Annotated in this window: 17 protein-coding genes and 1 pseudogene; 2 read left to right on the forward strand and 16 right to left on the reverse strand. The window is 30.9% G+C overall.

Annotated features, from left to right (window positions below):
- Positions 1–12 precede the first annotated feature (12 nt).
- Both hemW and lepA read right to left on the reverse strand, forming a co-directional pair.
- Positions 13–1,137 (reverse strand): radical SAM family heme chaperone HemW, encoded by a 1,125-nt coding sequence (hemW, locus tag NSS86_RS06575; RefSeq protein ID WP_000218103.1) that lies wholly within the window; start codon positions 1,135–1,137, stop codon positions 13–15.
- A 506-nt stretch (positions 1,138–1,643) separates the two neighbouring features.
- A complete protein-coding gene (gene lepA, locus NSS86_RS06580) occupies positions 1,644–3,467 on the reverse strand; it encodes a translation elongation factor 4 (RefSeq protein WP_000368338.1) in 1,824 nt (607 codons plus the stop codon).
- A gap of 345 nt (positions 3,468–3,812) precedes the next feature.
- Between lepA and rpsT the strand changes: the two genes are divergently transcribed.
- On the forward strand, positions 3,813–4,064 hold the full coding sequence (gene rpsT / locus NSS86_RS06585) for a 30S ribosomal protein S20 (RefSeq protein ID WP_001274017.1): 252 nt from the start codon (positions 3,813–3,815) through the stop codon (positions 4,062–4,064).
- A 44-nt stretch (positions 4,065–4,108) separates the two neighbouring features.
- Here the strand turns inward: rpsT and holA are convergent, their stop codons facing one another.
- From holA to mtnN, 13 genes are all read right to left on the reverse strand, one after another.
- Positions 4,109–5,083 (reverse strand): DNA polymerase III subunit delta, encoded by a 975-nt coding sequence (gene holA / locus NSS86_RS06590; protein ID WP_001282563.1) that lies wholly within the window; start codon positions 5,081–5,083, stop codon positions 4,109–4,111.
- 56 nt (positions 5,084–5,139) lie between these two features.
- Positions 5,140–7,341, reverse strand: coding sequence for a DNA internalization-related competence protein ComEC/Rec2 (locus tag NSS86_RS06595; protein ID WP_001557362.1), 2,202 nt, complete (start codon positions 7,339–7,341; stop codon positions 5,140–5,142).
- A gap of 4 nt (positions 7,342–7,345) precedes the next feature.
- Positions 7,346–7,807: a ComE operon protein 2 gene (locus tag NSS86_RS06600; RefSeq protein WP_000439693.1), complete on the reverse strand. Its 462-nt coding sequence runs from the start codon at positions 7,805–7,807 to the stop codon at positions 7,346–7,348.
- A gap of 91 nt (positions 7,808–7,898) precedes the next feature.
- Complete coding sequence (locus NSS86_RS06605; protein WP_001802022.1) at positions 7,899–8,585, reverse strand: ComEA family DNA-binding protein; 687 nt, start codon at positions 8,583–8,585, stop codon at positions 7,899–7,901.
- 39 nt (positions 8,586–8,624) lie between these two features.
- The gene (locus tag NSS86_RS06610; RefSeq protein WP_000084830.1) at positions 8,625–9,341 is read right to left on the reverse strand and encodes a class I SAM-dependent methyltransferase; all 717 of its coding nucleotides are present in this window, start codon (positions 9,339–9,341) and stop codon (positions 8,625–8,627) included.
- A 2-nt stretch (positions 9,342–9,343) separates the two neighbouring features.
- Entirely contained in the window at positions 9,344–9,697 is a 354-nt protein-coding gene (gene rsfS / locus NSS86_RS06615) for a ribosome silencing factor (protein ID WP_001088020.1), read from the reverse strand.
- Positions 9,698–10,282, reverse strand: coding sequence for a bis(5'-nucleosyl)-tetraphosphatase (symmetrical) YqeK (gene yqeK / locus NSS86_RS06620; protein WP_001019324.1), 585 nt, complete (start codon positions 10,280–10,282; stop codon positions 9,698–9,700).
- Positions 10,272–10,841: a nicotinate (nicotinamide) nucleotide adenylyltransferase gene (nadD, locus tag NSS86_RS06625; protein ID WP_000725167.1), complete on the reverse strand. Its 570-nt coding sequence runs from the start codon at positions 10,839–10,841 to the stop codon at positions 10,272–10,274. The genes yqeK and nadD overlap by 11 nt, the downstream gene beginning before the upstream one ends.
- Before the next feature lie 2 nt (positions 10,842–10,843).
- Positions 10,844–11,134 (reverse strand): ribosome assembly RNA-binding protein YhbY, encoded by a 291-nt coding sequence (gene yhbY / locus NSS86_RS06630; protein WP_000955235.1) that lies wholly within the window; start codon positions 11,132–11,134, stop codon positions 10,844–10,846.
- A gap of 3 nt (positions 11,135–11,137) precedes the next feature.
- Positions 11,138–11,944: a shikimate dehydrogenase gene (aroE, locus tag NSS86_RS06635; protein ID WP_000666757.1), complete on the reverse strand. Its 807-nt coding sequence runs from the start codon at positions 11,942–11,944 to the stop codon at positions 11,138–11,140.
- 13 nt (positions 11,945–11,957) lie between these two features.
- The gene (gene yqeH, locus NSS86_RS06640; RefSeq protein ID WP_001280137.1) at positions 11,958–13,058 is read right to left on the reverse strand and encodes a ribosome biogenesis GTPase YqeH; all 1,101 of its coding nucleotides are present in this window, start codon (positions 13,056–13,058) and stop codon (positions 11,958–11,960) included.
- Positions 13,059–13,586 (reverse strand): YqeG family HAD IIIA-type phosphatase, encoded by a 528-nt coding sequence (locus NSS86_RS06645; protein ID WP_000524903.1) that lies wholly within the window; start codon positions 13,584–13,586, stop codon positions 13,059–13,061.
- Positions 13,587–13,605: 19 nt separating this feature from the next.
- On the reverse strand, positions 13,606–14,292 hold the full coding sequence (gene mtnN, locus NSS86_RS06650) for a 5'-methylthioadenosine/S-adenosylhomocysteine nucleosidase (protein WP_000579275.1): 687 nt from the start codon (positions 14,290–14,292) through the stop codon (positions 13,606–13,608).
- Between the two features lie 313 nt (positions 14,293–14,605).
- Here mtnN and NSS86_RS06655 point away from each other — a divergent pair, with 313 nt between their 5' ends.
- Positions 14,606–14,875, forward strand: coding sequence for a hypothetical protein (locus NSS86_RS06655; RefSeq protein WP_000829749.1), 270 nt, complete (start codon positions 14,606–14,608; stop codon positions 14,873–14,875).
- Positions 14,876–15,076: 201 nt separating this feature from the next.
- On the opposite strand, the pseudogene NSS86_RS06660 reads toward NSS86_RS06655, so the two are convergent.
- Positions 15,077–15,830: pseudogene (locus NSS86_RS06660) on the reverse strand (exotoxin beta-grasp domain-containing protein).
- Positions 15,831–16,571 lie beyond the last annotated feature (741 nt).

The following is a 16,571-nucleotide window of genomic DNA, read 5'->3' on the forward strand; positions in this document are numbered from 1 at the left end:
TTTCAATTTTTTTTAATCATTTATTAGGAAAGCTTCAAAAACCTCATTACCTATGACTTTCCCTCGCTTTGTTAGTGCAATCGCATCGTTCTTTTCTACAATTAATTCTTTCTCTTTTAAATTATTTATTGTTTGACCAAAGACACTTTCAATAGATTGGTCAAACTTCTTTTTGAACCTACTACTACTCACACCTTCATTTAAACGCAACCCAAGAAACATTTCTTCTTCCATTCTCTCAGTCAAAGAAGGTTTATTTGATACTAAAATTGCTTTACTTTCTTTATTTATAGCTTTGATATAATGATTCACTGGATTGATATTCGTATAACGCACACCATCTACATAACCACTTGCACCTGCTCCAAATCCATAATATTCCTCATTAAACCAGTAAACCTTATTATGTTCTGATTCATGGCCATCTAATGCAAAATTAGATATTTCGTATTGATGGAAAGGAGATTGTTCTATCTTAGACATCAACAACTGATACATGTCAGCACCTAAATCCTCATTAGGAAGTTTAAGCAACCCTTTTCTATACATATTATAAAATTGGGTTTTAGGTTCAAGTATTAAGCCGTAACTCGAAATATGTTGAATATCCATATCTAAAGCTAGATCTAAACTTTGTTCAAAATCTTCAATCGTCTGTTTCGGTAAATGATACATTAAATCTAAACTGATTGATTTAATACCTGCGTTTTTAGCATTTAACACCGAAGTGTAAATATCTTCAGTATTGTGCGTTCTACCTAAAACAGACAATAACTCCGGTTTGAATGTTTGAACGCCCATTGAAATTCTATTTACTCCATATTTCTCTAATAGTTGGACTTTCTCTTTAGTTAACTCATCAGGATTTGCTTCAAATGTATACTCGCCTGTGATTGTAAACGTATCACGTATTGCTTTAAGTAATCTTTCCAACTGATTAATAGAAAGGGCCGTTGGTGTGCCGCCACCTACATACATGGTCTTTAAGTTCCTATATTTTGCTGTAGACATTTCTGTTATTAGTGCATCTAAGTACTCATCTACAGGTTGATTCTGTATAAAATATTTATTGAAATCACAATATGTACATATTCTTACACAAAATGGAATATGTATATATGCACTTTGTACCGTCATTTTAATGCCCCGCTTCTCAGACTGTTTATCCAATCGGCTACATCCTGTTGGACTATCTGCTGTTATTCTTACTTTTAACTTTAACGTTTAATCAATGGTTGTCTAATATATCGATTCATTTTGATATTTATTCTTGTTTAGAGGGAGTGAGATAGAAATAATAAAGAACCACTAATGATTTATTATGTAGTGGCTCTTACACATTAGCCAGATGTAATATGTCCTTAAAAATAAAATTACATGAGTAAAACTCATGCATAAGGGAGTGGGACAGAAATGATATTTTCGCAAAATTTATTTCGTTGTCCCACCCCAACTTGCATTGCCTGTAGAATTTCTTTTCGAAATTCTCTGTGTTGGGGCCCCATTGTTATAAGCTCATTTTAACTCTGTCGATGACTGCCAATATAACATTGTAAAGCCCAGGACGTTAATTTATCCTAGGCTCCCTCTTTTTAGTTATTAAACTTTATTCATTGTAAATTGTTAATAAATTTTTTAAAAACTTATTCGTCATCCATTTTCAATACAGCCAAGAAAGCATCCTGTGGAATTTCAACATTACCAACTGCTTTCATCTTAGCTTTACCTGCTTTTTGTTTTTCAAGTAATTTACGTTTACGGCTTATGTCACCGCCATAACATTTAGCTAAAACGTTTTTACCCATTGATTTAATATTTGTACGCGCTACAATTTTTTGTCCTATTGCAGCCTGTACAGGTACTTCAAATTGCTGTCTTGGAATTAACGTTTTAAGTTTTTCAACTAATGCTTTACCACGTTCATATGCAAAATCTCTATGAACTATGAAGCTTAGCGCATCCACTTTATCACCGTTTAATAAAATATCCATCTTAACTAAATTACTTTCTTTATTTTCGATGAATTCATAATCAAATGATGCATATCCTTTAGTATTAGATTTAAGTTGATCGAAGAAATCAAATACAACTTCAGCTAAAGGTAATTCATAAACAATATTTACACGAATATCATCTAAATAGTCCATATTTATAAATTGTCCACGTTTACGTTGACATAATTCCATTACTGCACCTACATAGTCATTTGGAACCATCATAGTTGCACGAACATATGGCTCAAATATTTTATCAATTTTATCACGATCTGGCATTTGTGCTGGGTTATCAACCGTCACTTCTGAACCGTCCCTTAAAATACATTGATAAATTACAGATGGTGCTGTTGCAATTAATTCAATGCCAAATTCTCTTTCAATTCTTTCTTGAATTATTTCCATGTGTAACATACCTAAGAAACCAGTTCTATAACCAAAACCTAATGCTTGTGACGATTCAGGCTCAAATTCTAATGATGCATCATTCAATTGTAATTTTTCTAATGCTTCTCTTAAATCATTATAATTTTTGTTATCTATTGGGAACAGTCCGCAATATACCATTGGATTCATTTTCTTATAACCTTGCAATGGTTCTGATGCAGGTCTACTAGCTAATGTGATGGTGTCACCAACCCTAGAATCATCAACATTTTTAATACTTGCAATAATATAACCAACATCACCAACTGTTAATTCATCAACTGGAAGCTGCTTAGGTGTATTAATTCCAACTTCTGTTACTTCGAACTCTTTACCAGTGGCCATCATTCGAATTTTATCTCCAGCTTTAACAACACCGTCTACAATTCTTATCGATGAAATTACCCCTCTATATGGATCATACTCAGAATCAAATATTAATGCTTTTAGTGGTGCTTCTGGGTCACCATCTGGAGCTGGCACAACTTCAACTATTTTCTCTAGTATCTCTTCAATTCCAATGTTAGATTTAGCACTTGCTAAAACAACATCGTCTTGGTCTAAACCTATCATATCTTCAATTTCTTGTTTCACGCGTTCAGGTTCTGCAGCAGGTAAATCAATTTTGTTAATAACAGGCAATAACTCTAACTCATTATCTAATGCCAAATAAACATTTGCTAATGTTTGTGCTTCGATACCTTGAGCCGCATCTACTACTAAAATCGCACCCTCACAAGCTGCCAAAGAACGTGACACTTCATATGTAAAATCGACGTGTCCAGGCGTATCGATTAAATGGAATGTATAAGTATTTCCATCTTTAGCTTCGTACTTTAAACGAACTGCGTTTAATTTGATTGTAATACCACGTTCTCTTTCTAAATCCATTGAATCTAGTAACTGATCTTGCATATCTCTTGTTTCAACTGATTTGGTATTTTCTAAAATTCTATCAGCCAATGTAGATTTTCCGTGGTCAATATGTGCTATAATCGAGAAATTCCTTATATTCTCTCTTCTTTTTAAGCGTTGCTCATTATCCATTTTATCCTTCTCACTTTCATAAAATAAACCCGTATTATCTTTCGCATCTTTGATATAATAACGTTTTTAATAGGTAAATGCAAACGCCATAATCTTGGATGAACTTTGAAATTATAACAATCTTTATTTAAATACATACTTGCGATATGTTAATATGTTAATTACGTACTTATAATTATAAAACGTATTGATTGTGTTTCCAACACAATTTATTAAATCTGCAAAATTTTAAGCTAACCCCATCAAATAAATGATTGCACAACGGTTAGACTTTTGTTAAAATATTTCTTGTTGTAATCAAATAAAATTTTGATAAGATGAACTCACTTTTAGGAGGTGACAGAAATGGCAAATATCAAATCTGCAATTAAACGTGTAAAAACAACTGAAAAAGCTGAAGCACGCAACATTTCACAAAAGAGTGCAATGCGTACAGCAGTTAAAAACGCTAAAACAGCTGTTTCAAATAACGCTGATAATAAAAATGAATTAGTAAGCTTAGCAGTTAAGTTAGTAGACAAAGCTGCTCAAAGTAATTTAATACATTCAAACAAAGCTGACCGTATTAAATCACAATTAATGACTGCAAATAAATAATCTTTTTAAATAAAAGTTCAAGCGCATGCTTGAACTTTTATTTTTTATAAAGATAGAATGAATAATTCCAGTATTAACTGTTTATCCATATATGATGATTTAAGTTTATAATCAGTTTCCGCACAAGCATCTACAATATTCAATAATTCATCAAGTTGATAATGTCTTACTTGTCCTAACGCTAATTTTACTCTGTATGGATGCACTCCTATTGTTTTAGCAATTTGCTGTCCACTATATCCTTTTTGACTCAGAATCTTACATTGATAAAATAATCGGTAATTACTTGTAATTAGTGCAAGTAATTTAATTGGTTCTTCTTTCATAGTTATTAAATCTTTTACTAAATGAATTGCTTGTTCTTTCTTTCTTTTCTGAATGTATTCAGTCAGTAAAAATACATTTTGCTCTAAACTTCTATTAATAATTTGGTTAACATCCTGCTTATTAATTGTTGGTCTATCGCCTAAAAATAAAATCAACTTTTCTATCTCTTGTGAGACAATATTAAAGTTAATACCTGTCAACTCAATAAATAAATCTAATGCATCTCTTTTGATATCTTTGAAATTCTCATTTAATTTACTTTGAATCCATTTTTTTATTTCTTCTTCAGACATTTGCTCTATTTTTTTAAGCCTTGCATGCTTTTTTAGAGTTTTAGTTAACTTTTTTCTTTCATCAAGTTTATTTTGATATATCTCAAAGACAATCAAATTTTCGCCATCATATTTTTCAATAAATTCTATTAATTGATCTACATTATGAGCCATATCTTTTGGCGCTTTTTCACCTGTAAATATATATGCATTTTTAACCAAAATTGCTTTTTTATCTGAAAAGAAAGGCAATGTTAATGTTTCTTCAACAATTGGTGCAATCTCTGTTTCGTATAAATTATATTTCACAAAGTTAAAGTCATCTCTATCACTTTTCAAAAATTGTGATATGATTTCTGCACTTTGTTTTTCAACCAATTCAGGCACATCTCCATAAATAGCTACAATATTGTCGCTCATTCATTACACCCTTTCATTCGTTTGACACATCAATAGATTATATCATGTTTCTGTATCTATAAACCACTTGCATTTCCATAAGAGTTTGAATCAACTTTTAAATTATCATCTAAGTCAATTGTAACTTGACCGTTTTGTTGACTATTGTAAATGCGACTGCGAATCCTTTGCAATCGTTTAACAACTTCTATATTAGGAAGATGATACATATTGTTCTTCCCAGAAGAAATCAAACTTATTTTAGGCTTAATCATCTCTATAAATTCTTTAGAACTACTTGTCTTGCTCCCATGATGTCCTACTTTTAAAATATCAATCTCCGGCAAGTTATATTTTTTTAGTAGTAAAGATTCATTATTTTTACTAGCATCGCCCATTAATAAAACTTTTTTATTTTGATATGTAATCATAGTAATAATCGAATACTCATTTTTATCTCGGCTATTTGGAATAAAACTATCAAAAAATAGAAAACTACTATCTCCAAGTTTAAAACTACTAACTTGTCTTACATCCATAAGTTTAATGTTGTACTTATGGCTTAATTTCGATAATAACATCAATGTATTACTACTATATCCCTTATTGTATATCACTATATGTTTAATTTTAATATGACTAATAATATATTCCACTTCACCAATATGGTCATTGTGTGGATGTGTTAAAATTAGATACTCTAATTCATTTATCCCTCTTTCATTTAGCGTTGGTAAAATATGATATTTAGAAATTGAATAACTAGGTTGTTTAGTATCATCAATCACTTTCCCACCTGTATCAATCAAGACATTTTGGTTCTTACCGCCTTCATATAAAATACTGTCTCCCTGCCCCACATTTAACATTGTAATTTTGTGATGTGAATTTGTTGGAAACGTTATTAATAATGTCAGAATAATTATAGTCCAAAACGTAACCAATATATATTTACGTTTAGCCAATAACCAAAATATGTAATAAACAGAAATTATAAATATTATAAATATCCAATCATTAAACTTGGGAACAGAAAAATGTGATTGCTTAATTCTTGTGAATAGGTCTAGTAACCAGTCATGAAAATTAAAACTTAGGTCAACCAAGTAATTTAGCGGCGTTAATCCCACAATAAAATGACTTGTAATAAAGAATAAAATAGATAGCGGAAACAATATAATCGAATAGTACGGTACAAAAATCAAATTAGATAAAAATCCCACCCATTGAAGTTGATGAAAGTTTGGAATGGCAACGATAAATGAAGCTAATTGTGCAATAAACGTAATTATGAATAATGATTGTAACTTTGACAATTGCTGTAAAAAAGGAAAAAGTAGCATAATAAAAAATGAAATGATGAATGAAAATTGAAATCCAATATCATAAACAACTAGTGGGTTTAAAATAAACATAATTATAAATGCAAATGCTAATAGCTGAATACCCTTTATTTTAATTTGCTTAGTAATAAGCAGTACAAGAGTTGTCATTATTATAGCTCTTACAGCACTAGGTGCATAATTTGTGTATTGAGCATATAAAGTTAATACAATGATTGTAATTCCTTTAATGACAAATAAAGGTAAATTTAATCGTTTTAAAGGTTGGTAAATTAAGAATACAATTGCAGCTATATGCGAGCCACTAACTGCCAGCAAATGATATATACCTATCTCTTTAACACGTTCCTTAAATTGCTCATTAATTTCTTTTACGTCACCAGTAATCAATGCCATAATACGATCCGGAAACTTAATACCCGAATCATAAATTCGATTCATTATAAACTGTTTATGTTTCTCAATTAAATTAGACCGGTTCGATTCTAGGCAGCTTTGTACAACTATACTTTGTAATTTAAGAGTTACAAACTTATTTTCATTAACTTTGAATTGTCCTTTAACAATACAATTACGACTTTCAATTTTCTTTAAATCAAAATTCTTTTTATCTGTTAAAAAGAAAGGATATATTTCATTTTTTAAACTCAACCTACCTTTATATGTGTCACTACCTTGACGTTGAATTTGGATTACTTGAGCACGCTCATTAAACTGAGAATTACGTTCAATATAATTGATATAATTAAATATTGCTTGTTGTGAATAATGTAAATACCATGAGGAGAAAATGATTAAAAAGAGAGAAATAGGGGCATAAACGATTTTATTTTTACGATAAGTAATATACAAAAGTAAAATGAAAAGAAATGTAGAGAGCACTTTGCTAGAATTCCAAAGCACTCCTACAATCATTGATAACGCGACATACAGCAAAACATTAACCTTTAGTCAGATATTTAGCAACATATTCTGGTGAAAATGGAATTTTTTTAAATTCAATACCAGATTGTTTGAGTAATTTAGTTGCATATTCATGGTTATGATAATCTTCTGCATAGTAGATACGCTTTATACCTGCTTGAATAATTGACTTTGTACAATTTAGGCATGGAAAATGAGTAACATAGATTGTTGCACCTTCAGTAGATACACCTTGTTTTGCACATTGTAATAAAGCATTCATTTCTGCATGTATCGTTCTGATACAATGTCCATCTTCAATTAAACATCCTTCATCTATACAATGCACCTCGCCAGCTACAGAGCCATTATAACCACCAGCAATAATACGATTATCCTTAACAATCGTTGCACCTACAGATAATCTTTGACAAGTTGAACGTAATGCTAGCAAATGACTTTGTGCCATAAAATATTCTTCCCATTTGATTCTTTCCAAGATGTTCACCTTCCATACTTAAAATTTAGTAACATTTTCTAATAATATAAGATTAATCACAAAAAATAAAATTTGCAATTAAAATAATCCATTATATCGTGAAATAAGATTTCAGTTTATCAAAAGTTTTACTTCCAAAACCTTTTACTTTTTTCAAATCGTCAATTTCTTGAAATGCACCTTGTTGGTTGCGATATTCAACAATTGCATTAGCTTTAGCTTGCCCTACTCCAGGAACAGACATCAATTCTGATACAGATGCGGTATTTAAATTTACTTTAGTATTATTTGTGTTCCCATTTTTTACGTGCACACTGTTTACTTCAATTTGTGGTTCAACATTCTTTTGTCCTTTATGAGGTATGAAAATCATTTTTTGATCTGTTAATTTTTCAGACAAATTAATTCGACTTACATCTGCATCATCCAATAATTGTGCTTTATCAAGTAAATCAACTACTCTATCCTTAGATGTCATTTTATAAACATTAGGATGTTTAACAGCACCTTTTACATCGACATATACAGGACCTTTATTTTTGGAATTATCTCCATCTTTGACCTGGACATCTTCTAATTTGGACAAACTATTATTTTCACTAGTGCTTTGTTTCAGAGCAGTATCTTTATTTTCAAAATTTCTTGAAGTATAATCATCTTGTCTCCAGAATATAAAACCAATTAATACCATAATTAAAACAACAGCACTTATAATATATAACTTCCACTGAGTTAAAAAATCTTTATAGCGTAATAAAAATTGATACAATAAAACCACTCCTCAACTTTATACACGTCTGAGCGAGTGGTTTTACTTTTATTTTTTCGCAATGAAAAACAATCTTTCTGTATCTTCATTATGTTCATCTATATTAAAATCAGTAAATGTTTCAACATGTTTAAAACCGACTTGAGCTAACCAAGACAAATATGTCTTTTCATCAAATGTTCTCTGAAAATGAGACTCATCAAATCTTGAATATGTTTCATCTTCATGTCGAATGAAAAATGTCATATCATGATAAACACTTAAAGGTAAATCTCCTTGCACAGCATCCCATGCTAAAAAAATGTCCCCTTTATCATCAATATAACTTTGATTATTAAACAAAGTCATCATTTTATAAACAGTATGTACATCAAAAATAAATACACCTGAATCAGTCAGATGATGATAAACATTGATGAATGTTTCAATCACTGCAGTTTCATCTTGCAAATAATTTAGAGAGTCACAAAAAATAGTGATGATATCAAATTGTTGTTGCAAATCAAAAGATGTCATATCTCCTTCAAGCCAATTTACATTTGCTGATTTTTGAGCTGCAACAGTCAACATATCAACACTTAAATCCATACCAGTAACATTACCTAAAGCTTCTAATTGAACTGTTAAACTACCAGTACCGCATCCAATATCTAAAATATTTGATTCATCTTTGCAGTGATTTTTTACAATTTCAAACCATTTTTCATATGGTTGATCTTGAGTCAATTGATCGTACACTAGGCTCATTTCTGCATATTGCGACATAATTAATACGCAACCTGACCATATGATTCTAATGGTGCATCTTGATATAACTTTTCAATATTATAATAATTTCTTTCGTCTTTATGGAAAACATGTACCACAACATCAGCTAAGTCAATTAATATCCAACGCGCTTCATTGTATCCTTCCATACGTTTTACTTCTATATTTTGTTCATTGGCTACTTCTTTCACCGCTCTAGCAATCGCTTGAACTTGTCGTTCATTATTTCCGTGCGTTACAACAAAATAATCTGTCATATCGCTGATACCTTTCATTTCTAAAGAAATCGTATCTTCGCCTTTTTTATTGTCAATTGCATCCACAGCAATTGCTAATAATTCTTGTGAATTCATTTAATCATCCTTTATTCTTTCGTCACTATAGTTATAATAATTTAAACAGTCAATCGTCTTATTATATACCGTAATATCTTTCTGTATTAAAAATAGTACTGTGCGTTTAGAAATTTCATAAATTGTCTTATCTAAACTACCTTGATTGTATGCCATATCTCGAATATCATCAACTCCTGGGATTGTTCTTCCAGGTTCGATGTAATCAGCAATAAAAATCAGTTTTTCAGTTTTTGTCATTTGTTGACGTCCAGTAGTATGGTATTTGATAGCCATTAATACTTCCTCATCATTGATACCATATTCATGTTCCATGATTGCTGCACACACAGGGCCATGCAATATTTCACTACCATAACTCAGTAGATCATTACCTAATTCGTATTGTCGAACAATTTGATACATTTTACCTAAATCATCATATTTACAGAAATCATGTAATACACCTGCTAATTCTACTTTACTAGTGTCTCCATCATAAATTTCTGCCAATTTAATCGCTGTTTCTGCAACTCTTAAAGAATGATTATAACGTTTCTCTGGCAGTTTCTCTTTTGCAAGCCGTTTTGCTTTTTCAATGTTCATATAATCCTTCCCCCTTAATATAGTTTTCAACGGATTTAGGAACAAGAACTTGGATAGATTTCCCTTCACTAACTCTTTGTCGAATCATTGTCGAACTTATATCTACCCTAGGTATCTGAATTGCAATCATAGCATTTTCAACATTTTGACTATTTTTGTCTCGATTTACAACTACAAAAGTAACCATTTCTTTTAAGTATTCAATTTGATACCATTTCTCTAGTTGGTTATACTGATCCGTCCCAATAACAAAGTACAACTCACTGTCTTTGTGTTGCTCCTTGAATGCCTTGATCGTGTCATAGGTATAACTCTGACCACCACGTTTAATTTCATCGTCGCAAATATCTCCAAAACCAAGCTCGTCGATAATCATCTGTATCATTGTTAATCTGTGCTGAACATCTATAAAATTATTGTGCTTTTTCAATGGAGACATAAAACTAGGTAAAAAATAAAATTCATCTGGCTGTAATTCATGAAATACTTCGCTAGCTACTATCATATGTGCAGTATGGATAGGGTTAAACTGACCGCCGTAAAGTACTATCTTTTTCATTATTATGGCAATTCAATTTCTTTATTTTCTTTAGATTCTCTATAAATCACTATCATAGATCCAATCACTTGCACTAATTCACTACGCGTAGCTTCGCTTAATGTTTCAGCTAATTCTTTTTTATCATCAAAGTTATTTTGTAGTACATGTACTTTAATCAATTCTCTGTTTTCTAACGTATCATCTATTTGTTTAATCATATTTTCGTTGATACCGCCTTTTCCAATTTGAAAAATCGGATCAATATTGTGTGCTAAACTTCTTAAGTATCTTTTTTGTTTGCCAGTAAGCATATGTTATTCTCCTTTTAATTGTTGTAAAACTGCTGTTTTCATAGAATTAATATCAGCATCTTTATTAGTCCAAATTTTAAAGCTTTCCGCACCTTGGTAAACAAACATATCTAAGCCATTATAAATATGGTTTCCCTTGCGCTCTGCTTCCTCTAAAATAGGTGTTTTATACGGTATATAAACAATATCACTCATTAAAGTATTGGGAGAAAGATGTTTTAAATTAATAATACTTTCGTTATTTCCAGCCATACCCGCTGGTGTTGTATTAATAACGATATCGAATTCAGCTAAATACTTTTCAGCATCTGCCAATGAAATTTGGTTTATATTTAAATTCCAAGATTCAAAACGAGCCATCGTTCTATTCGCAACAGTTAATTTGGGCTTTACAAATTTTGCTAATTCATAAGCAATACCTTTACTTGCACCACCTGCGCCCAAAATTAAAATGTATGCATTTTCTAAATCTGGATAAACGCTGTGCAATCCTTTAACATAACCAATACCATCTGTATTATACCCTATCCACTTGCCATCTTTTATCAAAACAGTGTTAACTGCACCTGCATTAATCGCTTGTTCATCAACATAATCTAAATACGGTATGATACGTTCTTTATGAGGAATTGTGATATTAAAGCCATCTAATTCTTTTTTCGAAATAATTTCTTTAATTAAATGAAAATCTTCAATTGGAATATTTAAAGCTTCATAAGTATCATCTAATCCTAAAGAATTAAAATTTGCTCTATGCATAACGGGCGACAAGGAATGTGAAATAGGATTTCCGATAACTGCAAATTTCATTTTTTAAATCACCTTATAAAATAGAATTTCTTAATACAACATCAACATTTTTAGGAACACGAACGATTACTTTAGCTCCTGGTCCTATAGTTATAAAGCCTAGACCAGAGATCATAACATCACGTTTCTCTTTGCCTGTTTCAAGTCTAACAGCCTTTAACTCATTAAGATCAAAATTTTGTGGATTTCCAGGTGGCGTTAATAAATCGCCAAGTTGATTACGCCATAAATCATTAGCCTTCTCCGTTTTAGTACGATGTATATTCAAGTCATTAGAAAAGAAACAAACTAACGGACGTTTACCACCTGATACATAATCTATGCGCGCTAGACCGCCGAAGAATAATGTCTGCGCCTCATTTAATTGATATACGCGTTGTTTTATTTCTTTCTTAGGCATAATAATTTTCAATTCTTTTTCACTAACTAAATGCGTCATTTGATGATCTTGAATAATACCTGGTGTATCATACATAAATGATGATTCATCTAAAGGAATATCTATCATATCTAAAGTTGTTCCAGGGAATCTTGAAGTTGTTACTACATCTTTTTCACCAACACTAGCTTCAATCAGTTTATTAATCAATGTAGATTTCCCAACATTCGTTGTCCCTACAATATACACATCTTCATTTTCTCGAATATTCGCAATTGATGATAATAAGTCGTCTATGCCCCAGCCTTTTTCAGCTGAAATTAATACGACATCGTCAGCTTCCAAACCATATTTTCTTGCTGTTCGTTTTAACCATTCTTTAACTCGACGTTTATTAATTTGTTTCGGCAATAAATCCAATTTATTTGCTGCTAAAATGATTTTTTTGTTTCCGACAATACGTTTAACTGCATTAATAAATGATCCTTCAAAGTCAAATACATCCACGACATTGACGACAATACCCTTTTTATCCGCAAGTCCTGATAATAATTTTAAAAAGTCTTCACTTTCTAATCCTACATCTTGAACTTCGTTATAATTTTTCAAGCGGAAACAACGTCTGCAAATCACGTCATCACGAAACATATTATGCTCTGGTACAAAACCAGGTTTATTTTTATCTTCAGATTGAAGTGGCGCACCACAACCGATACATTTTAAAATGTCAGACAATCAATTTTCCTCCCATGTGATATAACCTTTTTTACTGAAATGACGTAATAATCGTCTTTCAATTAATCTATTAACCTTAGTAATAAAGCCATCAGTTCGTTTAACTGGAACAACCATAATTGTATATAGACCTCGACGATTACCACCAAATACATCAGTAAGCATTTGGTCACCTATAACAACAGTTTGATCTGGTCTGATATTCATCTTAGTTATTGCTTTATCAAACGCTTTCCCCATTGGCTTTCTCGCTTTAAAAATAAAATCGATGTCTAAATGCTGACTAAAACTAGCAACACGAGACTCATTATTATTAGACACGATTGTAATAGTGATTCCTTTTTCATTAGCTTCCTTAAACCATGCTTTAACACGTTCTGTAGGTTCTTTAACATCCCAACCTACTAGCGTATTATCTAAATCTGTAATAATACCTTTAACGCCTTTGTCCACTAACTTGTCTAAATCAATTTGAAATATTGATTGAACATATGAATTCGGCATAAAAAACTTGCGAACTAAACCCATTTAACTCACCTTTACCTTTTTATAATTGAGACACTAATGCTTCAACAGTTTGACTTGATGATACAGCTGCTTTTTCTAAAAATGCTTCGAAGCTCATTTCCGCTTCTCCATTTGCTAAGTCTGAAACTGCACGAACTACAACAAATGGTACATTAAATTGATAACATGTTTGTGCAATTGCAGTTGCTTCCATTTCAACCGCCATCGCATTTGGAAATGCTTTTTTAATTTTTTGGCGTTGTTCAACACTACCGATAAAGCTATCACCACTTACAATTAAGCCTACTTTAGCTGTTAATTGTTGTTGTTGTACAACTTGAGATACTTTTTCTATTAAAGGTTTACTTGATTGAAATGCTACCGGCATCTGTGGTATTTGTCCATATTCATAACCAAATGCTGTTGCATCCGCATCATGATATTTTACATCATCACTTATAAGAACGTCACCTACATTTAAACTTTCATCTAAAGCTCCAGCAGAACCTGTATTAATAATGACGTCCGGTTTAAACTTATTAATTAATAATGTCGTAGAAATTGCAGCATTAACTTTTCCAATGCCACTTTGGGTAATCACTACTTCTCTATCTTTTAAAATGCCAGTATAAAATTTAACATGTGCAACTGAAATTTCGCTTAATTGTGTTAATTTATTTTTTAATATTGTTACTTCTTCTTCCATGGCACCAATTATACCAATCATCCTTTGATTCACCTCTTTTAAAAAATCCTAGCATTTGTTATTTTATCACATTTTAATCACTACAACGACAAGTATCATGATTTTCATTACTGTATAAAACTTTTGCTTTATTTTTATAAAAAGCTCTTTCAATAACTTGGTATCATAAATAATTATTTTTGAACTCATAACAGTGAATTCGATGCTTCTAATTTGTCTATTTTTCAAAAACTAATCATATCAATTACATCAACCAATCGTGTCAAGAAACTTTATTAAATAACAGGAAAATGATATGTTTAAAATAATAATGATGAAATAAGAGGATTTTACAATGGCTGAAAATAATCAAAATAGTCTCGTAACAAAGATAGCTACATACGGCAGTTTTATTGCAATTGCGTCGTTTGTCATTTTATTTATAAGTATATTTTTAAAGTTTTCATTTAATATCGAGTTTATAGCAACAATTATGAACATATGTCGCTACACTCTAATTCTAGGATTTATACTTATGTCCTTACCTGATGTTGTTGATAAAAACATCAAGAAAATTATATTCGATGCATTTATTATCATCGTCTTTATCTTCTTTTTACTATAGTAGTTTTATTTTGTAATTACACAGTTAATCATATTTGTTTCGTATCGAATTCCTGTGTGCATTAAAGATAATTCTAATAGAAAATAGCAGTAAGACTTTTCTAAGTGTTAGCATCCTTACTGCTGTTTTCATTTGTAACAATATAATGTCAGGTACTTTATATTTCACTGTCAAAGATTATTAATGATTAACTTAATTAAATTATGATTTGAATAAATAGATATCTAAATGCAATTTGTCTCTATTGATAGTTTTATTATCAGCATACATTTTTAATACCTCATAACCATACTCACCATTTAAATTATAAAAATCATATTCTACATTTTGTTCATCATCATTATGATATTTAACATACCCTTTAACAATGTCGCCACCTTGTTCGTACAACTTATACTTCTCATTCAAATAATTTCTTAATTGAACATCTAATTCTTGAATGGTAACAATTTTCTTTTTTCGTTTTTACTGCAGTTAGTTCTATTTCTGTTTGATGTCCGTCAATCCATAAATTAGAAGGTATATTCTTATAATCATCTTATTTATTATTGTCACTTAAAGTAACACCACCATAACTACATTGCGTTTTATTGGTTGCTCCCCCATGACATTCATAGCTATAGCTTCCAGCATATATATCGATATTCTTATTTATAAATTTCTTTGAAAGTGCCTCATTTTCGAATTCAACTTTAAAATCCTTTTTCGAAGCAACATTTACGAACATGTCATGAAATAACAAATCATGCTTCAACAGTCTATCGTTTGTGTTTTTATTTTCAAGCTGAGTTGGATTGATGAATGACATCTTAGCATTACTTAGACGCTTTGAATCAAACTTACTTTTATGATGTAAGTCTGAATATTCGATTGCACTCGCTGAATTTGTAAAAATTCCTTCTAACAATAATATTAAAATAAATCCTGTTAAATATTTAACTTCAAACTCCCCCAAAACAATTATTAATTTACATTTGAGAGCGAGACATAAATGATAAACAGGCTGGGACATAAATCAATGTTCTATGCTCTACGAAGTTATATTGGCAGTAGTTGACTGAACGAAAATGCACTTGTAACAAGCTTTTTTCAATTCTAGTCAGGGGCCCCAACACAGAGAATTTCGAAAAGAAATTCTACAGGCAATGCAAGTTGGGGCGGGGCCCCAACATAGAAGCTGGCGGAAAGTCAGCTTACAATAATGTGCAAGTTGGGTGGGACGACGATAAAGAAATACTTTTTCTATAGAAATTAGTATTTCTTATACATGAGTTTTACTCATGTATTCCTATTTTTAAGTACACATTAGCTGTGGCTAATGTGTAAGAACCACTACATAATAAATCATTAGTGGCTCTTTATCATTTCTGTCCCACTCCCTTGAGCCTACAATTTTGATTATGTATCACGTTCATAATACTTTCCAATTTGAAATACCCTGTTCGCAATTATTAGTTGAGTTATATCAACCAATACAGTGTAAACATAAAAATTCCAAACCGTTTAACAGTATATCAGAAAAAATGATAATCATTTCTTTTATTTTTATTAAATTTCATAATGATTCATATAATATTCGCATTAAAACATCACAATACTGATACACAACAAAAAGAGCAGTACATTTGTCATGCACCACTCTCAACAAATATATTTTTCAATGAAGCAATTACGCGATCTTACAAATACTATAAGT

The sequence above is a fragment of the Staphylococcus sp. FSL W8-0056 genome (genome assembly GCF_037963075.1).
In the GTDB taxonomy this organism is placed as follows: domain Bacteria; phylum Bacillota; class Bacilli; order Staphylococcales; family Staphylococcaceae; genus Staphylococcus; species Staphylococcus aureus.